At 30.8% G+C, this 24220-nt stretch carries 24 protein-coding genes and 1 other RNA gene; 9 read left to right on the top strand and 16 right to left on the bottom strand.

Annotation, left to right across the window (positions count from 1 at the left end):
* Nucleotides 1-2 precede the first annotated feature (2 nt).
* Nucleotides 3-416: a MotA/TolQ/ExbB proton channel family protein gene (locus ABXT64_RS09005; RefSeq protein ID WP_443632597.1), complete on the top strand. Its 414-nt coding sequence runs from the start codon at nucleotides 3-5 to the stop codon at nucleotides 414-416.
* A gap of 2 nt (nucleotides 417-418) precedes the next feature.
* Here the strand turns inward: ABXT64_RS09005 and ABXT64_RS09010 are convergent, their stop codons facing one another.
* A complete protein-coding gene (locus tag ABXT64_RS09010) occupies nucleotides 419-1474 on the bottom strand; it encodes a glutaminyl-peptide cyclotransferase (RefSeq protein ID WP_443632598.1) in 1056 nt (351 codons plus the stop codon).
* Between the two features lie 107 nt (nucleotides 1475-1581).
* Here ABXT64_RS09010 and ffs point away from each other — a divergent pair.
* The 3 genes from ffs to fsa all read left to right on the top strand — a co-directional run bounded on the left by ffs (nucleotide 1582) and on the right by fsa (nucleotide 3384).
* Nucleotides 1582-1680: signal recognition particle sRNA small type (ffs, locus tag ABXT64_RS09015), an RNA gene on the top strand.
* Between the two features lie 122 nt (nucleotides 1681-1802).
* Entirely contained in the window at nucleotides 1803-2612 is an 810-nt protein-coding gene (locus ABXT64_RS09020; protein WP_443632599.1) for an SDR family oxidoreductase, read from the top strand.
* 118 nt (nucleotides 2613-2730) lie between these two features.
* Entirely contained in the window at nucleotides 2731-3384 is a 654-nt protein-coding gene (gene fsa / locus ABXT64_RS09025; protein WP_443632600.1) for a fructose-6-phosphate aldolase, read from the top strand.
* Here the strand turns inward: fsa and ABXT64_RS09030 are convergent.
* Entirely contained in the window at nucleotides 3381-4775 is a 1395-nt protein-coding gene (locus tag ABXT64_RS09030; protein WP_443632601.1) for a TlpA family protein disulfide reductase, read from the bottom strand. The two genes, fsa and ABXT64_RS09030, sit on opposite strands and share 4 nt — an antisense overlap.
* 205 nt (nucleotides 4776-4980) lie before the next feature.
* Here ABXT64_RS09030 and ABXT64_RS09035 point away from each other — a divergent pair, with 205 nt between their 5' ends.
* The gene (locus ABXT64_RS09035) at nucleotides 4981-6597 is read left to right on the top strand and encodes an ABC-F family ATP-binding cassette domain-containing protein (RefSeq protein WP_443632602.1); all 1617 of its coding nucleotides are present in this window, start codon (nucleotides 4981-4983) and stop codon (nucleotides 6595-6597) included.
* Between the two features lie 4 nt (nucleotides 6598-6601).
* Here ABXT64_RS09035 and ABXT64_RS09040 read toward each other — a convergent pair whose 3' ends face one another.
* A complete protein-coding gene (locus tag ABXT64_RS09040; RefSeq protein ID WP_443632603.1) occupies nucleotides 6602-7681 on the bottom strand; it encodes an alpha/beta hydrolase fold domain-containing protein in 1080 nt (359 codons plus the stop codon).
* A gap of 133 nt (nucleotides 7682-7814) precedes the next feature.
* Here ABXT64_RS09040 and ABXT64_RS09045 point away from each other — a divergent pair, with 133 nt between their 5' ends.
* Entirely contained in the window at nucleotides 7815-9503 is a 1689-nt protein-coding gene (locus ABXT64_RS09045) for a formate--tetrahydrofolate ligase (protein ID WP_443632604.1), read from the top strand.
* On the opposite strand, the gene ABXT64_RS09050 is transcribed toward ABXT64_RS09045, so the two are convergent.
* The 11 genes from ABXT64_RS09050 to ABXT64_RS09100 all read right to left on the bottom strand — a co-directional run bounded on the left by ABXT64_RS09050 (nucleotide 9500) and on the right by ABXT64_RS09100 (nucleotide 17942).
* Entirely contained in the window at nucleotides 9500-10792 is a 1293-nt protein-coding gene (locus ABXT64_RS09050; RefSeq protein ID WP_443632605.1) for a cryptochrome/photolyase family protein, read from the bottom strand. The genes ABXT64_RS09045 and ABXT64_RS09050 overlap by 4 nt on opposite strands.
* 5 nt (nucleotides 10793-10797) lie before the next feature.
* Nucleotides 10798-11262: a TspO/MBR family protein gene (locus ABXT64_RS09055; RefSeq protein ID WP_443632606.1), complete on the bottom strand. Its 465-nt coding sequence runs from the start codon at nucleotides 11260-11262 to the stop codon at nucleotides 10798-10800.
* A 4-nt stretch (nucleotides 11263-11266) separates the two neighbouring features.
* A complete protein-coding gene (locus ABXT64_RS09060; protein WP_443632607.1) occupies nucleotides 11267-11725 on the bottom strand; it encodes an SRPBCC family protein in 459 nt (152 codons plus the stop codon).
* A 1-nt stretch (nucleotide 11726) separates the two neighbouring features.
* Nucleotides 11727-11897, bottom strand: a complete 171-nt coding sequence (locus ABXT64_RS09065; RefSeq protein WP_443632608.1) for a Lacal_2735 family protein — start codon at nucleotides 11895-11897, stop codon at nucleotides 11727-11729.
* A complete protein-coding gene (locus ABXT64_RS09070) occupies nucleotides 11855-12586 on the bottom strand; it encodes a lycopene cyclase domain-containing protein (protein WP_443632609.1) in 732 nt (243 codons plus the stop codon). Before ABXT64_RS09070 ends, ABXT64_RS09065 begins: the two co-directional genes overlap by 43 nt.
* Complete coding sequence (locus ABXT64_RS09075) at nucleotides 12583-13032, bottom strand: sterol desaturase family protein (RefSeq protein ID WP_443632610.1); 450 nt, start codon at nucleotides 13030-13032, stop codon at nucleotides 12583-12585. Before ABXT64_RS09075 ends, ABXT64_RS09070 begins: the two co-directional genes overlap by 4 nt.
* Nucleotides 13033-13875 (bottom strand): phytoene/squalene synthase family protein, encoded by an 843-nt coding sequence (locus tag ABXT64_RS09080; RefSeq protein ID WP_443632611.1) that lies wholly within the window; start codon nucleotides 13873-13875, stop codon nucleotides 13033-13035. It abuts the gene before it with no gap.
* A gap of 1 nt (nucleotide 13876) precedes the next feature.
* Nucleotides 13877-15340: a phytoene desaturase family protein gene (locus ABXT64_RS09085; protein WP_443632612.1), complete on the bottom strand. Its 1464-nt coding sequence runs from the start codon at nucleotides 15338-15340 to the stop codon at nucleotides 13877-13879.
* Between the two features lie 37 nt (nucleotides 15341-15377).
* Nucleotides 15378-16301: a MerR family transcriptional regulator gene (locus ABXT64_RS09090; RefSeq protein ID WP_443632613.1), complete on the bottom strand. Its 924-nt coding sequence runs from the start codon at nucleotides 16299-16301 to the stop codon at nucleotides 15378-15380.
* A gap of 95 nt (nucleotides 16302-16396) precedes the next feature.
* A complete protein-coding gene (locus tag ABXT64_RS09095) occupies nucleotides 16397-17167 on the bottom strand; it encodes a membrane metalloprotease (protein WP_443632614.1) in 771 nt (256 codons plus the stop codon).
* Nucleotides 17168-17231: 64 nt separating this feature from the next.
* On the bottom strand, nucleotides 17232-17942 hold the full coding sequence (locus ABXT64_RS09100) for a class I SAM-dependent methyltransferase (RefSeq protein ID WP_443632615.1): 711 nt from the start codon (nucleotides 17940-17942) through the stop codon (nucleotides 17232-17234).
* A gap of 111 nt (nucleotides 17943-18053) precedes the next feature.
* On the opposite strand from ABXT64_RS09100, the gene ABXT64_RS09105 reads away from it, so the two are divergent.
* Nucleotides 18054-18602, top strand: coding sequence for a YkgJ family cysteine cluster protein (locus ABXT64_RS09105; protein ID WP_443634955.1), 549 nt, complete (start codon nucleotides 18054-18056; stop codon nucleotides 18600-18602).
* Between the two features lie 40 nt (nucleotides 18603-18642).
* Here ABXT64_RS09105 and ABXT64_RS09110 read toward each other — a convergent pair whose 3' ends face one another.
* Nucleotides 18643-19875: an exo-beta-N-acetylmuramidase NamZ family protein gene (locus ABXT64_RS09110; RefSeq protein ID WP_443632616.1), complete on the bottom strand. Its 1233-nt coding sequence runs from the start codon at nucleotides 19873-19875 to the stop codon at nucleotides 18643-18645.
* A 99-nt stretch (nucleotides 19876-19974) separates the two neighbouring features.
* Between ABXT64_RS09110 and ABXT64_RS09115 the strand changes: the two genes are divergently transcribed.
* Both ABXT64_RS09115 and ABXT64_RS09120 read left to right on the top strand, forming a co-directional pair.
* Nucleotides 19975-21210 (top strand): ABC transporter permease, encoded by a 1236-nt coding sequence (locus ABXT64_RS09115; protein ID WP_443632617.1) that lies wholly within the window; start codon nucleotides 19975-19977, stop codon nucleotides 21208-21210.
* A 52-nt stretch (nucleotides 21211-21262) separates the two neighbouring features.
* A complete protein-coding gene (locus ABXT64_RS09120) occupies nucleotides 21263-22243 on the top strand; it encodes a PLP-dependent cysteine synthase family protein (RefSeq protein ID WP_443632618.1) in 981 nt (326 codons plus the stop codon).
* Between the two features lie 125 nt (nucleotides 22244-22368).
* Here ABXT64_RS09120 and ABXT64_RS09125 read toward each other — a convergent pair whose 3' ends face one another.
* Entirely contained in the window at nucleotides 22369-24213 is a 1845-nt protein-coding gene (locus ABXT64_RS09125; RefSeq protein WP_443632619.1) for a cystathionine beta-synthase, read from the bottom strand.
* Nucleotides 24214-24220: the final 7 nt, after the last annotated feature.

A 24220-nucleotide genomic window follows, 5' to 3' on the forward strand; every position in this document is an offset into this window, starting at 1 on the left:
AAATGATGATATATTTAAATCTAATGACTAGTCAAAATATTTTTTCTACGGTAGTAGAGCGTTTCAATGAAGGAGGTTTCGTTATAATGTCATTAATTTTGATTTGTTTTATTCTGGCGATGTTGTTTTTAGTACTTGCCTTTAAAAAATTAACTAGTAATCCATTACAATCTAATAAAATGAAAAGCCTAGTGGTAGAATTTAGTCTTTTAGGATTAGTGATTGGTTTTTTTGGGTCAATATTAGGGTTAATTACTGCTTTTGATGCAATAGGTGGAGTAGGAAATATAAGTACAGAAATCTTTGCTGGTGGTCTTAAAGTTTCATTTTTATCAACACTTTTTGGCACGTTAACTTTTATTATTTCAAGAATAGGGGTGTTAACATTGACTTGGAAACAAAAGATAAATGATTAAAATTATTTTATTGAGATTTCAATTTTAAAAAGTTTATCCCATTTTTTTCCGGTAATATACAGTATGTTTTTTTCACCTTTATAAGCAATACCATTTAAAACATCTATTGATTTGTGTTGAGTAACTTTATCTTTTAATCCTTTTAGATTAATAACACCTTCTACGGCACCTGTATTTGGATTTACAATAGCAATAGCGTCCTTTTGGTAGATGTTAGCATAAATTTTACCCTCCACCCATTCTAACTCATTAACACTGTCTATTTTACTAGTATTGGTATAAATTTCAATGTAATCTTCTTCTGCAAGTGTATTGCTGTTTAATTGCCATATTCTTTGAGTTCCATCACTTTTATATATTTTTTCGCCATTATTACAAAGCCCCCAACCTTCTTTACTTTTACCATACACAAAAGTTCCCTTTTTTTCAAGGGTATTTGCATCGTAAATAAATCCTGTTTTTTCACGCCATGTAAGTTGATAAATTTTATCGTTTAAAAAGGTCAAACCTTCCCCAAAATATTGATTACCAATGTCTACTTTTTTATAAATCTCTCCGGTTTTATAATTCGTTTTTCTTAGTGTAGATGTTTTGTATTGTCCCGTACTTTCAATTAATGTATCTCCTTTAAATTCTAATCCTTGAGTAAATGCATTAATATCATGAGGATAGGTCTCTAAAATAGTATACGTGTATAAAATAGGTTTCTTTGCAGCAACAATTTTTATTTTATGATTCGTTTCAAAAACGGCTCCTTCAGAATAGATTTTAGCAGCGATAATGCGTTGTCCTAATTTTTGATTATTTAGTTTTACTTCGGAAGTGGTGTTTTTTTTAGAAGAACCTACGTAAAGGTCATTGATGCTATATGAAACAGAGTCAATAGCCCTGTTTTTTTTGTTTTCAATACTTAGATTTATAGTGTCATCAAGTATATAAATCTTTTTTGAATTATTAATTTTAAGTGAAAAAAGTGAATCATTTTCATTTGTTTTATTTCCACAACTATTAATTATAAACACTAAAGTAATCAGTGTTACTGCTTTATATAATTTCATATACTTACTTTTTATTAGCTTTTTTTTATTAAAAATCAAAAATAAAATATATAACGCAATTTGTAATGTTTTCATTGTGAAATTTACAAATTGGCGTATATTTGCACCGGCAAGTCCTACACAACTAGCTCCTGTTTAATCCCCCAGGGTGGGAACACAGCAAGGGTATATGGTCGTAGCAGTGTGATGTAGGTAGCTTGCCATTTTTTATGCGCTTTATTTTCCTGATTTATATAGTAAAATAATAATTTCAAATTCAATTTGGATAATTAAATGCGTAATACCATCTTTGTTGAATATCTCATTGAATTAAAGAGAGATACAATCTATGTCAAAAGTTGTTTTAATCACAGGAGGATCATCAGGGATAGGTAAGTCCATAGGAAATTATCTTTCTGAAAAAGGCTTTAAGGTTTATGGAACCAGTAGAAACCCAGATAGATTAAACGAAAACAGTTCTTTTCAACTTATACAATTAGATGTTACTCAGCCAGCTTCTATTAAAGAGGCAATTAAGCAGGTTATTGAAAAAGAATCTCGAATTGATGTCCTTATCAATAATGCAGGAGTAGGAATTACTGGACCCATTGAAGAAACTCCCGATATAGAAATTAAAAAAGCGTTTGACACTAACTTTCATGGACCCTTAAATGTAATTAAGGAAGTATTACCATTTATGCGAGATCAAAAAAGTGGTTTGGTTCTCAATATTACTTCAATAGCTGGGTATATGGGATTGCCTTATCGTGGATTATATTCTGCATCCAAAGCAGCTTTAGAGATGACTACAGAAGCTTATAGAATGGAGGTCAAACAATTTGGAATAGAAATGGCAACGATTGCACCGGGCGATTTTGCAACGAACATAGCTGCTGGAAGATATCATTGTCCCGAATTAGAGAATTCTCCATATAAGGATTCTTATGGAAAAACACTGCAAATGATGAATGAGCATGTTTCTCATGGAGAAGATCCTATAAAAATGGCTAAAGAAGTGTTTCGAATCATTGAAACAGCAAAACCAAAAGTAGCTTATAAAGTAGGTTCACTTTTGCAAAAATGCTCCATATTCTTAAAAAGAGTGTTGCCAAGCAAAACCTACGAAAAGATGTTAATGAACCATTATAAGTTGAAATAATTTCATTTTAAACTATTAACATTATTTATTGGAAACTTTTTTAATTAAATGTAAAATCTACTTTTAATCTTCTGTATTTTTACCAAGAATTTAGAACCAATAAATAAAAACTACAGCTATGAAATTTTTTATCGATACTGCAAATTTAGACCAAATACGTGAAGCTCAAGATTTAGGGGTTTTAGATGGAGTTACTACAAACCCATCGTTAATGGCAAAAGAAGGAATTACGGGTAGAGATAATATTTTACAACATTATGTAGATATATGTAGCATTGTTGATGGCGATGTTTCTGCTGAAGTTATTGCAACCGATTTTGACGGAATGGTATCTGAAGGAGAAGAGTTAGCTGCATTGCATTCTCAAATTGTTGTGAAGCTTCCAATGATAAAAGATGGTATAAAAGCTGCAAAATATTTTAGTGATAAAGGGATTAAAACAAATGTAACTTTAGTGTTTTCTGCAGGACAAGCGCTTTTAGCAGCAAAAGCAGGTGCGACTTACGTATCACCATTTATAGGTAGATTGGATGATATTTCTACAGATGGATTACATCTTATTGGAGAAATAAGGCATATTTATGACAACTATGGTTTTGAAACTCAAATACTTGCAGCTTCAGTTCGTCATACAATGCATGTAATAGATTGTGCAAAATTAGGGGCAGATGTGATGACGGGACCATTATCTTCTATTGAGGGTCTTTTAAAACACCCACTTACTGATATTGGTTTAGCTAAATTTTTAGAGGATTATAAAAAAGGAAATTAATATTTCTTTAAAATAGCGCCAATTTTTGGGTTAAATAGATTTGTGTTTCCATCTATAATGGTACCATCTTTATTAACTATAAATGCCTTATTAATAGAATTAATAACTAATTTTTTTTCTGCTTCTTCAATATTTTCAAATTGAAATTCGAAAGAAGGATTGTATTCAAACTTATTTACAATTGAGATCCAATTGTTATATTGTTTATCAGTGTTAATTGCTAAAAAGTTAAAGTTAGGGTATTTATTTCTTAATAAAACTGCTCTTGTATGGGCTTCTTTATAGTGCTTAATTGAATTTGAAGACCATAAAAATACTACTGTGGGTTGAGTGATAAGGCTATGTAAATCTTTTATAGTTTGATCTGCAGAAGCAAGTAATAAATTAGGAATTTTATTGCCAGCAGTCAAATTCATTGAGGCTTTTGCTAGATGGGTTATAAAATCTTGATGATTTTCATTCGTGTTTATTTTCTGAAATAAACGCAGCATTTTTTCTTGATTTTTTGAATTATTACAATCCATTAAATATTTATGGGCAATATTTTTAACCAAATTATTTTGTAATGAATCATTGGTGACCAAACTGTCTATAATTATTAATTTATTGTATTGATGTGAAAAGGAATATCTATTATAATGGCCAGATTTTTTATATTTCTGAAAGGTAATATTATCAAAATAGCGATATAGAAAACGATAATATGGGAAATAAGAACGTAATAATTCACTTCCAAAATCTATATCATTTCTATAATCAAAAAAGCCTTCAGTTAAATCTTCATAGAAAAGCGAATCTTTTTTATTTAAATTCACGGAAGTATATAATTCTTTTTTCGAGTAGTAATCATAATTAATACTCGCTTCAGCAACTTTAGTGAAAGTAGAATCTGGATTATTTTTAACTTTAAAATTATGGTAGATTTTTAATCTAATGTTTTTAAATGAATCTATTTGTTTTTCAAAAGCAACAGGAGATAAAGTGTATAGCTGTGGTAATATGTCTATTTCTTTTTCATTCAAAAGAAACATATCCATTATAAAATTATTTTTTTCGGCCCCTATTCCAGAATAAGAAAGTGATTCATCAAAATCGATCGTATTTACCCGAATCATTAAACTATCCTTTGGTGTGATATAAAACACCTGATATTCATAATGTCTAAAAGAGTATAAGCCTTCTGTTAAACTATCCGATTTGTATATAAAATTATTATTTCGATTTAATTTAACACTGTCTATTAATTTTTCTTCTTTATATAATAATACATAATCTCCTTTAGGGTTCACAATTTGCCCACCAATCCATGTAGAATTAGACTCATTTTGATCTAAGTTATTACAGGATATTAATATTAATGTAGATAAAAAAAACAGTATTTTTTTACTCATATATAAATTTGCTTGTTACTTACACAAAAATATAGACTGTTGTCTTTCTTACTGTTAATTCCAAGTTAAAAGAATAATAAACTAATTTTTCATGAAACATACTGCTAATCATTTTATTAGTATTAAAATATTTTGTCAAACAGCTTGCTATTATCAAGGTTAAATAATTACTTTTGCGCAAAATTTAATAAAGAAATATAACGATATGCTATCAGTTTCAAATTTATCGGTACAGTTTGGTAAACGAGTACTTTTTGATGATGTTAATACTCAATTCATTCAAGGAAATTGCTACGGAATTATTGGTGCAAATGGTTCCGGAAAATCAACTTTATTAAAGATTATATCTGGAAAAAGAGATGCCACCTCAGGACAAGTACATTTAGAGCCAGGAAAAAGAATGTCTGTGTTAGAACAAGAACACAACGCTTTTGACGATTTTATAGTTTTGGATACTGTCGTTAGAGGAAATAAAGAATTATTTGCAGTTAAATCTGAAATGGATAAACTGTACGAAGATTATAATGATAAAAACGCAGATAGAATAGGAGAACTTCAAATTGCTTTTGAAGAAATGAATGGCTGGAATGCGGAGAGTGATGCAGCTACCTTACTTTCAAATTTAGGGATAAAAGAAGAACATCATTCTGTTTCTATGAGTGATCTTGATGGAAAACAAAAAGTGAGAGTCTTATTAGCACAAGCACTTTTTGGCAATCCAGATGTTTTGATTATGGATGAGCCTACCAATGATTTGGATTACGAAACCATTACTTGGTTAGAAAATTTCTTAGCAAATTATGATAACTGTGTCATTGTTGTTTCTCACGACCGTCATTTTCTTGATTCAGTTTGTACTCATATTAGTGATATTGATTTTGGAAAAATATCTCACTTTAGTGGAAACTATACATTTTGGTATGAGAGTAGTCAATTAGCTGCAAGACAGCGATCTCAGCAAAATAAAAAATCTGAAGACAAGAAAAAAGAGTTAGAAGAATTTATTAGAAGATTTTCTGCAAATGTTGCCAAGTCTAAACAGGCAACTAGTAGAAAAAAAATGATTGAAAAATTAAATGTTTCTGAAATAAAACCATCAAGTAGAAGATACCCTGCAATTATTTTTGATAGAGATAGAGTAGCAGGAGATCAAATACTAAATATTGAAAAATTAACTGCTTCTTTAGAAGGTGAAATATTATTTAAAGACATAGATGTTAATCTGAATAAAGGGGATAAAGTTGTCTTGTTTTCTAGAGACTCTAGAGCAACCTCTGCTTTTTATGAAATAATAAGCGGTCACTCAAAAGCGGATAGTGGAGATTTTAAATGGGGAGTAACTACTATACAAAGTTATTTACCATTAGACAACCATGATTTTTTCGATAATAATATGAGCTTAGTAGATTGGCTTCGTCAATGGGCTTCAACTGAAGAAGAACGAGAAGAGGTTTATATTAGAGGGTTTCTTGGAAAAATGCTTTTTAGTGGAGAAGAGGCTTTAAAGAAATGTAGTGTGTTGTCTGGAGGTGAAAAAGTGCGTTGTATGTTAAGCAGAATGATGATGTTACGTGCGAATGTTCTAAAACTGGATGAACCTACAAATCACTTAGACTTAGAGTCGATTACAGCATTTAATAATTCACTTAAAAGCTTTAAAGGAACCGTTTTACTTACCACGCATGATCATGAGTTTGCACAAACTGTAGGAAATAGAGTAATTGAATTAACACCAAAGGGTGTGATTGATCGTTTTATGACCTTTGATGAATATATGAATGATTCGAAAATAAAAGAAATGAGAGATAAAATGTACTCTTAATTTATTACTCGTTAAGTTTTCTTACAATAAAGTCTACAGCAGTTTCTTCACTAGTGTCTTCATAAATAAGAGGGTTACCGTAGTAAGAGACGTTAGTTACATTTTCTATATCGGCTATGTTTTTTAACTCTTGTACATGATAAGCATGGTGAGTAACTAATCCAACAGTATTTGGAAGCGTTACAGGTCTAATGATATTACTAGCCCAAAATGAAGGGTCATCATTACTTATATGCCCGAGCATATCTACTTCATTTCGATACGCTTCAATTTCTGGACTATAGATTTCTTCAAGCGTATTAACCCCATAAAAGGAGAATACTCTATTTTCATCTAATTGAAGAAGTTTTTCAAAAGTTATATTATATTCTGAAAAAATACGAGGTGCCCAAATAACAAGGTCATAAGTTGCTTGAGTTTCAAGTGCTACTGTTGCCGAAACCCTTGTTGATTCCTGTAACACTTCATCAGAATTGGATGTATCTGCCATGTCATCATGAAAATTTAACCAAAGACTGGCTCCAGCTCCAGCTGATACTCCATAAAGAACAATATTTTCTTTATCAATATTCAATAAAGCAGCCTTATTTCGTATAAACTGGAGTGCTCTTTTACAATCTGAAAGAGGTTTAATAATACCATCATCATCATTTTCTTGTAACACCCTATAATTAATATTCGCAACCGCAATATTGTTTTCTAATAAGTTAGATATTTCTGAAGGAAAATCCCAAGCATCGTTTTGTTGAGTGGTATAAAAATAAGATTTATCACCCCCTAAAAATCCACCTCCATGAAGAAAAATAACTAAGGAAGTTGGTTCTTCAGAGTCTGGAATAAAAATATCAAATATATTTTTATCATAAGGGCCATACACTATATTTTCAGAAAAACTAGATTGGATGGCATTCAAGTTAAAAGGAGGTTCACTATAATCTAATACCTCAGTCTCTTCATCAATGATCTGTATATCCGGATCTAGTGGATTTATAGTATCATCATTTTTGTTACAAGAAAATGTGATTAGAATACTTCCTAATATTAAAAAAGCAACTATTTTTTTATTTATTAAACCTTGTAACATATTTGAAATCATTTCTTTACTATAAGTCGATAAAAGTAAGTAATATATTTAAACTTTTATTGTTATCACTCATTTATGTATAATTCAGAGTTGAGCTTATTTTACTACATTTGTTTTTCAAAAATAATAATATATGAGTACTACTGGAAAATTTCTATCTGATATAGAGATTGCACAATCCAATAAAATGGGGCATATTAAAGAAGTTGCTTCAGGATTAGGCATTATAGAGGATGATTTAGAGATGTATGGGAAATACAAAGCAAAGTTACCTATTAGTCTAATAAATGAAGAAGAAGTAGCTAAAAACAACCTTATATTAGTTACAGCTCTGACTCCAACTCCAGCAGGAGAAGGAAAAACAACTGTTTCAATTGGTTTAACAGAAGGACTTAATAAAATTGGTAAGAAAGCAACGGTGGTTTTAAGAGAGCCGTCTTTAGGACCTGTTTTTGGAATAAAAGGAGGTGCAGCAGGAGGTGGATATTCTCAAGTAGTACCAATGGAAGATATCAACCTTCATTTTACAGGTGATTTTTCTGCTATTGAAAAAGCAAATAACTTACTTTCAGCATTAATCGATAATAATATACAATCAAGAACTAGAAGTTTAGGGATTGATCCAAGAACTATTGCCTGGAAACGAGTAATGGATATGAATGACCGTTCATTAAGAGATATTACTATTGGTTTAGGTGGAACAGCAAATGGAATCCCTCGCCAAGATGGATTTAATATTACTCCCGCTTCTGAGGTAATGGCAATACTTTGTATGTCTAAAGACTTTACCGATTTAAAAGAGCGATTAGGTGATATCTATATAGGTCTTACTATGGAAAGAACACCTATTTATGCTAGAGATTTAAAAGCTGAAAATGCGATGGCAATTTTGTTGAAAGATGCTATAAAACCTAACTTAGTACAAACCTTAGAAGGTAACCCTGCTATTATTCATGGAGGACCATTTGCAAATATTGCACAAGGAACCAATACTATTCTAGCTACAAAAATGGGATTATCTTTATCTGAATACGTAGTTACTGAAGCTGGTTTTGGAGCCGACTTAGGTGCTGAAAAATTCTTAGATATTAAATGTGTTGCAGGAGGATTGAAACCAAAAGCAGTAGTTTTAGTTGCTACAATTAGAGCATTACGTCATCATGGAGGCGCTACAAAAGAAGAATACAATGATGCAAATGTTACTCGTGTTGAAAAAGGTTTTTCTAACCTTGAAAAACATATTGAGAATATGAAGAAATTTGGACTGAACCCAGTGGTTGCTATCAATGCTTTTCCTGCTGATAGTGAAGATGAGGTTAAATTAATTCAAGAAAAATGTGAAGCTTTAGGTGTAAAAGCTATTGTTTCTGAAGGGTTTACAAAAGGAGGTGAAGGAACAAAAGAGTTAGCTGCAGAAGTAGTTAAAGTAATAGCGTCTGGTCAAAATAATTTTAAACAACTATACGATTGGAAAGCTCCTGTAAAAGAAAAAATAGAGACTATTGCTAGAGAAATTTATGGTGCAGATGGAGTAGATTATTCCAAAAAGGCATTATTAGATCTAAAGAAAATTGAAAATCTTGGTTTTAGTGAGTTTCCAATTTGTATGGCTAAAACACAAAAATCTTTTTCAGATAATGATAAGTTATTAGCACGTCCTAAGGGGTTTAGAGTAACAGTACGTGAATTTGAATTTGCTGCTGGAGCAAGATTTTTAATTCCAATACTTGGAAATATGATGCGTATGCCAGGACTTCCTGCTGTTCCAGCTTCTGAAGGAATGTCTATCGATAATAATGGTAAAATCTCTGGTTTGTCTTAAAAAGTATACTTTTCAATACCATTCTTGTACCTTTCTAATGCTCTTATTCGAGCAAATTTATGATCAACGATAGGTTGAGGGTAAGAAGTTGTTTCTAATTCTGGAATCCACTCTTTAACATAGATGTGTTTATTATCGAACTTTTTTAATTGTTCAATAGGGTTAAAAATTCGAAAATATGGAGCAGCATCACACCCTGTACCTGCCGCCCATTGCCAATTACCATTGTTTGATGATAATTCATAATCGAGTAATTTTTCAGCAAAATAGGCTTCGCCCCATTGCCAATTAATTAATAAGTGTTTACATAAAAAACCTGCAGTTACCATTCTAACGCGGTTGTGCATATACCCAGTTTTATTTAATTGCCTCATTCCAGCATCAACAAGTGGATACCCAGTTTTGCCTTTGCACCATTTTTCAAATTCTGTTTTATTATTTCTCCAGTCAATATGGTTGTATTTCGGCTTAAAGTTTTCTTGAATAACTTTTGGGAAATTGAATAGAATTTGCATAAAAAATTCACGCCAAATAAGTTCACTTAAAAACACTTCATTTTCAGGTTTTAACTTCCTGATGATTTGTCGAATACTAACAGTTCCAAATCGTAAATGTGGACTTAAATAGCTAGTAGCATCTAATGACGGTATATTTCTGTTTTCTGAATAATTGTCAGCTTTACTTAAGTTAAATGGCTGTATTTTAATTTCTGAATATTGAAAACCTAATTCTGTTATACTTGGAAACTGATAATTAAAAGTATGAAAGCTTGAATATGAAACTTCATCTTGAATATCAATATTTTTCTGTTGAAAATGATATAACCATTTGTTTTTATAGGGTGTAAAGATCGTATAAGGTTTTCCATCATTTTTTACGATTTCCTTTTCTTCAAATATAACTTGATCTTTATATGAATGTAATGTAATTTTATTAGCTTCAAGTAATGATAAAATACTTGCGTCTCTTTGAATTCCATAAGGTTCATAATCCTTATTGATATAAACTTCGGCTATATCGAATTTTTTAATTAATTCTTTCCAAACTTCTATAGGATTTCCTTTTAATATGAAAAAGGAAGAATCGTATTTTTTTAGTTGATTATTTAGTTCCTTTAATGTGCTGTAAATAAAACTAATTCGAGAATCATTACTAGGAAGTTCATTGACTATATTTTCATCAAAAATAAAAATTGGAAGTACTTTTTTTCCGGAAGAAAGAGCTTTAAAAAGAGCTGTATTGTCTTCAATTCGTAAATCCCTACGCGCCCAAAAAATAGAAATTTTCATAGCTACTAATTATAGATTACAATATATAAATTAAGAGATGTTGCTATACATAGCCATAAAAGATAGGGAAAAATAAAAACACTTTTAAACTTCAGTTTTGACCAATAGTTGAATAGAAAATAACCTATTAAAACAGTTAATAAACTAATAATGATAAGCCCAGTGATAGGTTGTTGAAGGTAAAAGAAAAAAGGATTCCAGGTAATATTAAGAATCCATTGAATGCCAAATAAAATTAAAAGCTCTTTCTTTTTTTCAACCTTTAAAAAAAGGAAGGCCATATATAGAGCAAAACAGATCATGATAGAGGTCCAAGCGAAACCAAAAACCCATCCATCTGGAGTCCAAGGAGCTTTGTTTATATTTGAATACCATGGAGAAGAGACCCCTTTATTAGTAAAAATACTTCCAAGTCCTAAAGCTGTAAAGTTTAAAACTAAAAAAACTAAAAACCTGATAAGTAGCTTCATGATTTCAACCGAATTTATTTTGTAACGCTATAAATCTATAGTCAAAAATTTCATTAAGCTTTTTTTTAATGACTAACTTATTTGCAATCTTTCCAAGGATTCCGAATGGTGGTTGGTAGCTAATGATATCTCTCATTAAAACACCATCTTTCACAGGGATTAGAATATGTTGATGGTGCCAAATTTTATAAGGACCAACACGTTGTTCGTCAACAAAATACTCTTTGTCTTTTACCTGAGTGATTTCAGTTACCCAGTTCGTCTTTAAATTCATTAAAGGGCGCACTACATAACTAATAATCATACCTGGATACATTTTTTCTGAATTATTTTTCGAAATAATATCAAAACCCATATACGCAGGCGTAATTTCTTTTAAGTTTTTTGGAGATGAAATAAAGTCCCATAATTCATCAATGGAAGCGTTTATTTTTTGTTCTTTTTCAAATTGATAAAAAGCCATATTATTTTATATTTATAGCCTCTATTTTTTTCATAATTTCTTCAGCTTCAGCATATTTTTTATCACTTTCAGAACGATTCGTTTTTGAGAGTGTAAAAGCTTGCTTTAGTGTTTTTTTATGAAGTTGATCTAAGATCTCTGCTTCAGACTTTTTTTTGAATATGTTAAACATCTTTTTTTATTTTTTTTATCTATTTTATTCATTACTAATGCTACAGTGAGTAACATTCCGAGGGCATAAAAAATATCTTCAAAAGGGATCGTTTTTAATCTAAACCCTAAATTTTCTACATCATTATACCAAACTACTTGACCTTCTATTCCAGTTCCTGTAAGTACTCCATTTATTATGAAAAAAGGAAGAAGTATTACTAAAAACGTTGGGTAAAATTCATTTAATAATTTGGGCTTTATAAGCAATGTTAAGGTTAGTATTATGAGCGCATAACTAAAATTAATAAGTGTATACCATTTTGAAAAATATACAGTTAGTACTATTAATATGGATAAGAATAATAATGTTGTGATTAGATATGAAGCTTTATCACTTAATATAATTTTCGGAAAAAACTTTACGAGGCAATAATGTGTGAAAAGACATGCATAGGGAATACATATAAAAAATAACCATTCTTCTATTGGGAGGTTAAGTATTTTATAACCCGTAATATATTTTTCATTAAAGCCCCATATTCCATGGTTGGTAAATAGTATATCCCAAGGTATAAAAATGGACATCATTACAATGATCCCTATGAATAATGATTTCCATTTACTGTAAAATTTTATTTTAGGATGGAAACTAAAAATAAAAGGAATAATAATAGACCCTAAATTTAAGAAAAGGTATAGAAATTTCATTTTCTAAAGTATTTTATTGGAGGAATCAACATTCCAAAACATTCACCTTTTTCTTTACCTAAATGTTTATGATGCATTTTATGTGCTCTTCTTATTCCTTTAGCATACCAATTGTCGGCATTTCTAAATAACTTAAAACGTTGATGTATAAATATATCGTGAACCATGAAATACGTAAGTCCATAGGCAAATATGCCTAACCCTATGGGTAGACCTGCCCAAAACCCAAAGTATTGCCAGCCTATAAAACAACCGATGCTAACCATTGCATAGAATAAAAAGAAAAAGTCATTTCGTTCCCACCAACTACTGTGTTTTTTATGATGATGATCTTTATGTAATTTCCATAGAAAACCATGCATGACATATTTATGGGTAAACCAAGCCATAAACTCCATTGTTAGAAATGTAAGTATTACTAAAAATATCCAAATAATTGTTATCATTTATTTTACTAAGTTGAGTTGGTATTTTACATAACTTCTAGTTAATATATAAATTTTATTATGGTTTGCAACCCTAACTCTTGTGTTTTTAATTTCAATAGCGGGTACTTTATTTAGTTTTTTTAATAATCTTTTGTAATACCTATAAGCCATATAAACCCCAAATTTTGCTTCTACAGGAAGATTAATGATCCCTTGATATCCTTTAGCCAAATCACTTTCGATTTCAAGAATGATCTGTTTTTTAGAAGTTTCATCAAGGGTGTCTAGATTTGTATTTGGAAAGTACATTCTGTTTAATTCCTCTTGGTCTTCCTTAAGGTCTCTTAAAAAATTAATTTTTTGAAATGCTGAGCCTAAATGCATAGCACCATCTTTTAATTCATGATACTTTTCTTCATCACCTTTTACAAAAATTTGTAAGCACATTAATCCAACCACATCTGCAGATCCGTATATGTATTCTTTATACTCGGCATCTGTATTATACACACTTTTACTTAAGTCTTGTTCCATACTTTTCATAAATGAATAAATAAGATGTCTCTCTATATTATATTTATGAACCGTATTTTGAAATGAATTTAAGATTGGGTTAATACTAATTTTTTCATCTAGTGCTAGATCTAACTCTTTCTTTAGACGTTCAAATAATGTTATTTTATCATAGTCATGAAAGCTATCAACTATTTCATCTGCGAGTCTTACAAATCCATAGATGTTATAAATATCTTGTCGAATAGATGTATGCAGCATTTTCGTAGCTAATGAAAACGAAGTGCTATAGGCTTTTGTAATTGTTTTGTTACATGAATCTGATATGTTGTCAAAGATAGCTTTCATGTTATTTGAGTTGTTTGTTAATTAAACCTGCTACTAGTTTTCCTGAAATAAGTGCAGGAGGAACCCCTCGACCAGGGACACTTAATTGCCCTGTAAAATATAAATTTTCAACCTTTTTACTTTTTAATTTTGGACGTAAAAAAGCAGTTTGTTTTAATGTATTAGCTAAGCCGTACGCATTTCCTTTATATGAATTGTAATCAGTTTTAAAATCATTGATAGAATATGATTCTTTAAATAGAATATTACTTCTAACTTCTTGTTGGGTAATTTTTTCGAAGCGACTCATCATTTTTTCAAAATATTCTTCTCTCACTTCAGGCATATCATCTAAACCAGGAGCAATAGGAATTAAAAATATACCGCTCTCATTACCTTTTGGTGCTATTTCTGAATCTGTTATTGATGGAAAGCTAGCATAAAATAAGGGGTCATTTGGCCATTTAGGTGTATCATAGATTTCTTTAGAGTGTTGCTCAAAATCTACATCAAAAAATAGCGTATGATGATTCACATTTTTTAGCTTTTTATCAAACCCTACATAAAACATAAGAGCTGAAGGAGCAAAAGTTTTTTTATTCCAATACGCTTCAGAATATTGTCTATTCTCTTTACTTAATAATGTTTCAGTGTGATGATAATCAGCTCCACTTACTATAATATCAGTATCAATTATTTCTGAATTTATAATTAAAGCAGATGCTTTTCCTTTTTCTACAATAATTTTTTCAATTACTTGGTTTGTTTTAATGGTAACTCCTAGTTCTTCAACTAAGTTTTTCATACCATTTATAACACTATACATTCCATTTTTAGGGTGAAAAGTACCTAATCCAAAATCTGCGTAATTCATAAAACTATAAAAGGCCGGTGTGTTTGATGGTTTTGCACCAAGAAATAATACAGGAAATTCTAATATTGATATTAATCTTGGGTTCGTAAATTCCTTTCGAACTTCTTTGCTTATGGTACTAAAGAATTGCCCAATCTTTTTAATAGTAATAGGAGTGACAAGTTCCAAAGCTGAAACTCCAGGCCTATATACTAAATCTTTAATGGCAATGTTGTAATTATCAAGGGCTTCCTCCATAAATTTTTTAAGCTTTATGGAGCTTCCCTCTTCCTCTTTTTCAAAGGTTTTATAAATTTTCTCTAAAGTATCCTCTATAGTTATAAAATCATTTTCACCAAAATATACGCTATAGGCTGGATTTAGTTTTATTAATTCATAATAGGATTCACATTTTTTATTGAAATCAGCAAAAAATCGCTCAAAAACGTCTGGCATCCAATACCAAGTTGGTCCCATATCGAATTTAAAACCATCTCTTTCATATTGTCTGGCACGACCACCTATTGTTTTATTTTTTTCATATATAGTTACAGAGTGACCATCTTTTGCTAGGTATGCAGCAGCGGATAATGAGGAGAATCCTGATCCAATTATGGATATGTTTTTTTTCATATTGCTTAACAAATATACAAAAAGATTAAACAAAAAGTTATTTAATCAATATATTATTATTTTTTAGATTTTCTATTTTATGAATTAAATCTTGTAGGCTTAAAATAAATTGAACATTAACCTTTGTTTTAGGAACTATAGCATTTTGAATTTTACTTCCTAACACCCATAAATCTGAAGAAGAGAATTTATGAATTTCATTTTCAAATCTATCTATATATTCAGTAACACTTTCTTTATCTGGTTTTACAGTAAAATAAGATATAAAAGTCATTCTACTATGATGCTTTATAATATATTTTAAACTGTTTAAAGGAATATTTGTGCCTAAGTAGATTGTTTTAAAACCTGCACTTAGTAGTTCGTAATTAGCATATAATAATCCAATTTCATGAATTTCTTCATAGGGAAGATATAAAGTGAAAACTTGAGGTTCATTTTTTTTGTCATCCTGAACTTTTTCAGTTTCAACAATTATTTTTTGTTTTATTAATTCTGAAATAAAACGTTCATGCGAAGGATCTAATGTCCCTGTATGCCATAAGGTGCCAACCTCATTAAGTAAAGGTAGAAATATATCAAAAAATACTTCTCGAAAAGATTTGTATTCTAATAAGTCACGATAGGTTTTAGAAAAAAGCTGATAATCAAAATCGAACATTGCAGTTTTAAATAATTTGATTGCATGTTCTTCTTTTTTATTTTCAGACTGTTCTTGTATTATTTTAAGCACATTATCTTCAGATAGCTCAGCTATTTTTGAAATTTTAAAACCAGCATTATATAAAAATGTTACGTTAAGTAATTTCTTAAGGTTTTCTAAATCGTAACTCCTTATATTAGTGTCAGATCTAGAAGGTTCTAGAAGATTGTACCTTTTTTCCCAAATTCTAATAGTATGTGCTTTAACACCACTTAGGTTTTCTAAGTCTTTAATACTAAACTGAGTTTTAACATTCATACCTTACTTTATTTAAAATAAAGTGGCAAATTATTAAAAATTTTGGATAAAACTACAATAATGTTTAATAAATATCAAAAATATATAAACAAAAATTATCTTCCACCTTTTGCCTGAAGATCAGCTATGCATAAAGGATCGAATCCAGGAACCGAAGTTTTTCCACGTAAACTTCTGAAATCAGTACTTTCAAAAAACATAAGACAATCTTCAACAACACAATGATTTGGATGCGCAGAATCTTCATGATTTTCAGGATGAATATCATCATCTAATAAATCGACTAAGCCTAAAATATGCCCAAATTCATGTTGTGTTGTTGTAGCTTCAAGAACTAAAAGATCACTTCCTTGATTATTAACTAAGTCTAATAAGGTTTTTTCAAAAACAACAATTGAAGTATTTCTATAAGCAGTTCCTAAGGTAACAGAAGAGCTTGTATCATTGCTTGAGTTACCATTGGCAAAATAAATATATACAGCTATGTTATCGCCCGATGTATACTGAGTTCTATGGGTAGTTTCTAAGTTTTTAATCTCATCAAGTGTTAATGATGAATCTAAAGGACTGCTTATCTCTGTTTCAATAAAATTAACCCCGCCTGGTTTATTTAAACGCTCATTTAATAAAGTTCTAAATAACGTTAAAGTTTCATCTTTTGGCTTAAAACCACTAGCATATGCAAACTCAACTGTTATAGTTGAATAAATATCATTAGATAAAAGATCTTCAGCAGAGGCACCTAATACTTTTAGGTTTTCGGCAAAAGGGTTATTTGCGGAATCACCAGAATCATCACTTTTACATGAAAAAATAAAAACAAAAAGGGTACATGCAAGAATTAATTTTAAAGAGATATTTTTCATTTTATAAATTTTTAACAAACATAAACTTTAATTTTCAAACTATAAATAAGTAGACTTAAAAAACTTAGTCAAAAAGGGTAAGTCGCGCTAAATAATCGAAATTATCTCCTTCTTTAATTATGTTGAAATCAAATTCACTAGCCAAACAGGCATTTTCAAAAAGAGTAGGATCTAAATATAACCAATCGAATGATTCACTCTTTATACCTTTATAAGTCATGGTAAACTCTAACTCTCCATAATATCGATCCCCTGGAACAATAATACCACCATCTTCTCCTCCTGTATCATACATATAACGTAAGTCACTCGAATCTATTAAAATTTGCCCCTTTGGTTTTAATAATGTTTTTAACTTTTTAAGGTATTCGGCAATATGAATCAGTTTTTTAAAAATTCCAGTTCCATTCATGAGCAATAAAATAGTATCGAATTTTTCGTCTTCTAAAGAAAGTAACTCTATAGTTCTCACGTCTTTTAAACCACGCTCTTTACAAACAGTAACCGCTCCTTCAGAAACATCTATTGCAGTGACTTCATGGCCTTTTTCCTGAAGAAATAAAGAGTGAATGCCAGCGCCACATCCTACGTCTAATACTTTTCCTTTAGTTTCATTTAAAGCTTTTTTTTCAATTGCATTCATTTCAGAATAACTTCTAAAAAGATAACTCAGCGGCATTTCATCTTCTTCACTAATGTTAGTTTCAGTAATAATATCTTCAGAATAGTTTCCGTTATGATAATCTAATAAAGCTTTACCTAATATATCTTTCATCTGCTTATATACATTTCATTAATTAGGTCCGTTGGAACGTCTTCATGTATTTCTATTTGTTTTAAATGTAAATCTATCCGTTTCATTAAATTGAATTACTTTTGAGGCATGATGGAAAAAATACTCAATCAGCTTCCTAAAAAGGCCAAAGATAAACATAAGGAGAACAAAAAGTTTTTTGTTAAACTAAAAAATAAGCCTCCTAGACATTTGGATACCTTAATGGAGGAGTTACATGATGCCGAATTTGAAAAAACAGATTGCCTTACCTGTGGAAATTGTTGTAAAACAACTCCTGCTTGGGTAACCGACAAAGATGTTACTCGAATCGCGAAGCATTTAAAAATGAAAGAGCAAAAATTTATTGAAACCTATCTTGAAATAGATGATGACAATGAGTTTATTTTAAAAACGGTGCCCTGTATTTTTTTAGGACATGACAATGAATGTGGTATTTATGATGTTAGACCTAAAGCATGCCAAGAATTTCCGCACACCAGGCGAAAAAAGTTTTATAAGATTTCGGAAACAAATCTACAAAATGTTGCGATTTGTCCTGCTGCATTTAATATCGTTGAAGAAATGAAAAAACGATTGCCTGTTCAATATTCAGGTGGAGGTTGGAAAGCGCCAGAAAAATTTAGAAGAGGTGGTGGATGATTAAAGAGGGCAAAATTTCATCAAGTCATTTTACCTATTTTTATTTATATAAAAGATAGAGACTACGCATTCGATCGTAATAAGCAAGATCATTTAGCCAAGTTGCTCTAATGTCTCGATACGTATAGCCTTTTTCAATTTGTTCTTGTAGCTTTTTTGTACCTGCTAATTTGGTGAAGAATGCATTAAAAAAATCGGGCTTTTTCCCATAAGCTACATAGGCTTCTATGAGCCACTCAAGGTTCAATGTATTATATTTTCTTGATTCTCTTAAATCTAAACCATAACATAACTCTCCTTTAAATTTAGGATATTTTGCTCCTTCATTGGCTTGCGGAGTAAAAGTAAATGGGAAGTATTTTTGAGGTAATTGAGGTGCTCCAAAAATCTGAAACTGCATTCCTGTTCCTCTTCCAGCACTAACAATGGTCCCTTCAAAAAAGCAAAGACTTGGATATAAGCTTATGGAAATATCATTTGGTAAATTAGGAGAGGGTTTTATAGGCAATGAGTATTCAGTGGTATGACTGTAATTTTTCATTTCAATCACAGTAACATTACATTTTAAACTATTGTTTAACCATCCTTGGCCGTTAATCATTTGAGCATATTCACCTATGGTCATTCCATGAACCACTGGTACAGGATGCATCCCTATAAAACTTGTATGTTCTTTTTCTAAAATTGGACCATCGATATAATGCCCATTTGGATTGGGACGATCTAGCACAATCAAAGGAATGTTGGCTTCTGCACAAGCTTCCATCATATAATGTAATGTCGAAATATAGGTGTAAAATCGAGCGCCTACATCTTGAATATCAAAAATCATAATATCAATTCCTTCTAAATGTTTGGGTGAAGGCTTTTTATTTTTTCCGTACAATGAAAGAATTGGCAATCCTGTTTTCGTGTCAATACCATCTTTAACAACTTCACCTGCATCTGCTTTTCCACGGAATCCATGTTCGGGCGCAAATACTTTTAGTAGTGAAACTTGTTCCTCCATTAAAAAATCAACGAGATGGATTTTTTTTTCTGAAAGCATTGAAGTCTGATTTGCTACAATACCCACTTTTTTGTTTTTTAACAGCGGAAGATATAGTTCTGAAAGATCAGCACCAACTCTTATGGTTGCATCATCAATAATTGAATCTTGTTTTTTCTGAATGATAGTATCTTGATTTTTTGCTTTTGTTTCTGAGCTAGAACCACAGGAAAAAGCCATAAAAAGAAATAATAAAAATGTACTTTTGAAAAAAGGTAATTTCATGTGTCTATTATTATTTTATAAAATAGGTCACATGCTGTTCGCTATTAATTAATTTGTTGGATGTTAAACTTTTTAGCATGCTCGTTTCATACAGAATAAGTGAATTTTGAATATTTCATCGCTAAGCGAATTATTTCTGCTAAAGACTATAAAAGTAGTATATCGGCACCAATAATAAAAATTGCCATCACTGCAATTGCTTTAGGGATTATTATGATGTTAATTTCGATCGCGACAGGAATTGGGCTTCAGAAGAAAATAAAAGAAAAAGTATCTGCTTTTAATGGAGACATCATCATTTCTAATTATGACACAAATTTTTCAATTGATTCACAAATACCTATCTCAAAAGACCAGGATTTTTACCCTAATTTTTCTTCCATAGAAGAAATTAGACATATTCAAGTAACTGCTTCTAAGGGTGGAATTATAAGAACTGCAACCGATTTTGAAGGCGTCGTAGTAAAGGGTGTTAGTAATGATTATGATTGGCAGTATTTTAAAGAATTTTTAGTAGCAGGTACTTTGCCTGACTTTAGTTCAGAACTAAACGAAGACATATTAATCTCTTTTTATTTAGCCAACCGCTTAGATCTAAAACTAGAAGATAAGGTAGTTACTTATTTTTTAAGAGAGGATAGTAAAAAACCTCCTAGAAGTAGAGGGTTTACTATTAAAGGAATTTATAATAGTGGTTTTCAACAATTTGACGAACAATTTGTAATTGCCGATATTCGACATATACAGAGACTTAATAAATGGAACGACAATGAAATCGGTTCATTCGAACTTTTTATAGATGATTTTTCTGAAATAGATGCCATTGGCAATAAAGTCTACGAAGAAACCAGTAGTTTATTAGATGTACAAACCATAAAAGATAAATATTACTCTATTTTTGAATGGGTCGATCTATTCGATTTTAATATTGCTCTAATTATAGGTATTATGATTTTAGTAGCTGGAATTAATATGATTACAGCTTTGCTAGTATTGATTTTAGAACGTACTCAAATGATTGGAATTCTAAAAGCAGTAGGTGCTAGTGATTGGATGGTGCGAAAAATATTTTTGTATAATGCAATGTATCTTATCGTTGTGGGTCTTTTTTGGGGAAATGTTATAGGAATCGGATTGCTATTAGCACAAAAATACCTTAAGCTGTTTCCTTTAGATCCAAATTCTTATTATGTTAGTGAAGCTCCTGTTTATTTAGATCTTGGCTATATATTAACTCTTAATGTAGGCACATTTATTTTGTGTTTATTGATGTTATTAATTCCTTCTTATATAATTTCAAAAATTTCTCCTGTCAAAGCGATTCGTTATGAATAGTAGTTACTAAGTCAATCCAGTTTTATATTTTTGCACCGCATTAATAATCACTATGGACTACGCAAAAAATATCCTTGAAACAATTGGTAATACACCACTTATTAAAGTGAATAAGATTACTGAAGAACTACCTTGTTTAGTGCTTGCTAAATACGAAACTTTTAATCCAGGAAACTCGGTAAAGGATCGTATGGCATTAACGATGATTGAAGATGCAGAAGCAGATGGAAGATTAAAGCCTGGCGGAACTATCATTGAAGGTACTTCAGGAAATACGGGTATGGGATTGGCATTAGCTGCGATCGTAAAAGGGTATAAATGTATTTTCGTTTTAGCAGACAAGCAATCAAAAGAAAAGTGTGATATATTAAAAGCGGTAGGTGCTGAGGTTATTATTTGCCCAACAGCAGTAGAGCCTGATGATCCACGTTCTTATTATTCTGTTTCTAAACGATTGGCTAAAGAAACACCTAATAGTTGGTATGTAAATCAGTATGATAACCCGAGCAATGCAAAAGCACATTACCAAAGTACGGGACCTGAAATTTGGAAACAAACTGATGGAAAAATTACTCATTTTGTAGTTGGAGTAGGAACAGGGGGAACAATTTCTGGGGTTGGTAATTATTTAAAAGAACAAAATCCAAATATTAAAATTTGGGGAATTGATACCTACGGAAGTGTATTTAAAAAATACCATGAAACAGGAATCTTTGATGAAAAAGAAATATACCCTTATGTAACTGAAGGGATAGGTGAAGATATCTTACCAAAAAATGTTGATTTCAGCATAATAGATGGTTTTACCAAAGTAACCGATAAAGATGGAGCGGTGTATACGCAACGTTTAGCCAAAGAGGAAGGTATGTTTTTGGGTAATTCTGCAGGATCTGCTATAAAAGGAGTGTTGCAATTAAAAGAGCATTTTACAAAAGACGATGTGGTAGTGGTATTATTCCATGACCACGGAAGTCGTTATGTGGGTAAAATGTTTAATGATGAATGGATGCGTAAACAAGGATATATAGATTAGTACAATTCCTGCGGAGGCAGGAATCTCATAATACGAAATAAAGATTCATTTTTTATCTTCATAGATTTTTTTAAAACCTCTAAATCATATAAATAAGTTGAGAGCTATTTCAACCTCCACTAGATTTAAATACTTTCAACAAACTGTAAAAAGACTGTTTTGTGAAGCTCAAGATCCATATTAGGAGAAAGTGCTACACGGGCAATATAATCTTTATCATCTTCTTTAGTCGTCCCTTGAGTAGAGGTTGCGGGTATAGTCCAATAACAGCCATTTAACTGCCCATAACTCACACAATACTTGCTTTCATTGGGGATTTCATTAATCATTAAGTTGATTAATTTAAGATTCAGGTCTCTTTTATAAGCTTCTCTTTCTTTATCAGTATTCCCTTTTGTGGGAAGATCTAATGAAAAAACAGAGGGAGTAAATCCTTCTTTTGCTAAATCTTCTGAAACAAAATTGATTTTAGCTGCGGGTAAAGTATCCTTGATAAAGTTTACAAATTCACGGGTATTCAAATAAGCATCATGAATTCTTTGTTTCATTGAAGGCAACTGTTTTGCCAATAATTCCATTTGAAGATCTGTAGCTTCATTATCACAAAGTCTTAGGTGTAACTCTATTTTTTCCATCAAAGCTTCTCCTTTTTTATTTGCTAAACAATAACCAGCGGTACATAAACCGCCACTTGGAAATTTTGATCCACTAGCAAATGAAATAGTTCTAACTGTTGAAAGTATATCGGCTTCACCTAAAAAGTGAACATTAGGACAAAATGTTTGATCTAAAATAAAAACGGGATCGATAGCCGTTTCACCACTTGCAGTTTTACGGGGCGCACTTAAAACATCCCTTAATTTTATAAGGTCTGGCACTTCAACTCTAGGGTTTGTTGGAATTTCAGCAATGATATAAGGGACAGCATCTTCGTTAGCAATTTTATCTAAAACGATATCAATACTTTGAACCATATCGTGATCGCCATCAACAGGTAAATCTACTACTTCAACATTTTCAATACAAGCTGCAACACGCCTTGCTTGATCGTTAGTTCCGCCATAACAATTTGGAGGAACAACAATTTTGATAGCCTTTCCTTTATGGTTTTCTATAGCATGGTGAACTAATCCCATTAAAATGGCATATTGAACAGAGAGTCCACTTGAAGCAACAAGTGCTTTCGTATCTGTACCGCAAACCTCATTAATTGAATCTATTACAGCAGTTTTGTTTGTCGCTAGATTCATTTTAGCAGAATCAACAAAAGATTGCTTTATTAAAGACTTTAGTGCATCAAGAGAATTGGCTGGTGTCATTGCAATAGTCTCTCTTCTTCTAACGTGCTGAATTTCTGAAATATAATTTTTATTTTGTTCACTATTTACTAATAAAACACTTCCTAAGTGAGAATGAAAATTGATATAAAAGTCAATATGTGGGTTGAGATCAATATGAGCAATTTCTGTTTTATCTGAAATAAAAATAGTACTTCCGTTAAATTCAGAAATAGCCGAAGCTTTCTCAACCTTCTTTAAATCAAATTTATAGCCATAAATACTCCTTAGTACTTCAACATCAAAAGAAGTGGGTAATTCATCAGTATAAATGATTTGAGTATTTTTATGATCTAATAAATTTTTTCTTAGAATTGACAAAATAGGAACCGTCTTTGATGAAAAACTGATTACATTGTTTGGTTCTAACTTATTTAAGTTAGCAATTACCCATTCCAGTAAACACGATAAAGGATGGCCTAATCGAATATAGTCGAAAGCAGTGGGTAATTTATTGAGTGCTGATGATTCAGAATTATTGTCGTTAAATAAGACTTCAAACTGTTCTAAAAACTGAGTTTTAGCAAGTTTTTCATCATAAATATCTAGTCGATGGGTTGTTAGACTCAACCAACCAGTTGGTAAATTTTCTAATACACCTTTAATATAATTTAGCATTTTATTGCTTTCCATAAGTTGA

The organism is Candidatus Marifrigoribacter sp. Uisw_064 (assembly GCF_047730175.1).
Taxonomy (GTDB): domain Bacteria; phylum Bacteroidota; class Bacteroidia; order Flavobacteriales; family Flavobacteriaceae; genus Marifrigoribacter.

Coding starts and splice junctions, on each gene's coding strand:
- ABXT64_RS09005 (WP_443632597.1), top strand. CDS start 3: ATGATGATATATTTAAATCTAATGACTAGTCAAAATATTTTTTCTACG.
- ABXT64_RS09010 (WP_443632598.1), bottom strand. CDS start 1,474: ATGAAATTATATAAAGCAGTAACACTGATTACTTTAGTGTTTATAATT.
- ABXT64_RS09020 (WP_443632599.1), top strand. CDS start 1,803: ATGTCAAAAGTTGTTTTAATCACAGGAGGATCATCAGGGATAGGTAAG.
- fsa (WP_443632600.1), top strand. CDS start 2,731: ATGAAATTTTTTATCGATACTGCAAATTTAGACCAAATACGTGAAGCT.
- ABXT64_RS09030 (WP_443632601.1), bottom strand. CDS start 4,775: ATGAGTAAAAAAATACTGTTTTTTTTATCTACATTAATATTAATATCC.
- ABXT64_RS09035 (WP_443632602.1), top strand. CDS start 4,981: ATGCTATCAGTTTCAAATTTATCGGTACAGTTTGGTAAACGAGTACTT.
- ABXT64_RS09040 (WP_443632603.1), bottom strand. CDS start 7,681: ATGTTACAAGGTTTAATAAATAAAAAAATAGTTGCTTTTTTAATATTA.
- ABXT64_RS09045 (WP_443632604.1), top strand. CDS start 7,815: ATGAGTACTACTGGAAAATTTCTATCTGATATAGAGATTGCACAATCC.
- ABXT64_RS09050 (WP_443632605.1), bottom strand. CDS start 10,792: ATGAAAATTTCTATTTTTTGGGCGCGTAGGGATTTACGAATTGAAGAC.
- ABXT64_RS09055 (WP_443632606.1), bottom strand. CDS start 11,262: ATGAAGCTACTTATCAGGTTTTTAGTTTTTTTAGTTTTAAACTTTACA.
- ABXT64_RS09060 (WP_443632607.1), bottom strand. CDS start 11,725: ATGGCTTTTTATCAATTTGAAAAAGAACAAAAAATAAACGCTTCCATT.
- ABXT64_RS09065 (WP_443632608.1), bottom strand. CDS start 11,897: ATGTTTAACATATTCAAAAAAAAGTCTGAAGCAGAGATCTTAGATCAA.
- ABXT64_RS09070 (WP_443632609.1), bottom strand. CDS start 12,586: ATGAAATTTCTATACCTTTTCTTAAATTTAGGGTCTATTATTATTCCT.
- ABXT64_RS09075 (WP_443632610.1), bottom strand. CDS start 13,032: ATGATAACAATTATTTGGATATTTTTAGTAATACTTACATTTCTAACA.
- ABXT64_RS09080 (WP_443632611.1), bottom strand. CDS start 13,875: ATGAAAGCTATCTTTGACAACATATCAGATTCATGTAACAAAACAATT.
- ABXT64_RS09085 (WP_443632612.1), bottom strand. CDS start 15,340: ATGAAAAAAAACATATCCATAATTGGATCAGGATTCTCCTCATTATCC.
- ABXT64_RS09090 (WP_443632613.1), bottom strand. CDS start 16,301: ATGAATGTTAAAACTCAGTTTAGTATTAAAGACTTAGAAAACCTAAGT.
- ABXT64_RS09095 (WP_443632614.1), bottom strand. CDS start 17,167: ATGAAAAATATCTCTTTAAAATTAATTCTTGCATGTACCCTTTTTGTT.
- ABXT64_RS09100 (WP_443632615.1), bottom strand. CDS start 17,942: ATGAAAGATATATTAGGTAAAGCTTTATTAGATTATCATAACGGAAAC.
- ABXT64_RS09105 (WP_443634955.1), top strand. CDS start 18,054: ATGGAAAAAATACTCAATCAGCTTCCTAAAAAGGCCAAAGATAAACAT.
- ABXT64_RS09110 (WP_443632616.1), bottom strand. CDS start 19,875: ATGAAATTACCTTTTTTCAAAAGTACATTTTTATTATTTCTTTTTATG.
- ABXT64_RS09120 (WP_443632618.1), top strand. CDS start 21,263: ATGGACTACGCAAAAAATATCCTTGAAACAATTGGTAATACACCACTT.
- ABXT64_RS09125 (WP_443632619.1), bottom strand. CDS start 24,213: ATGGAAAGCAATAAAATGCTAAATTATATTAAAGGTGTATTAGAAAAT.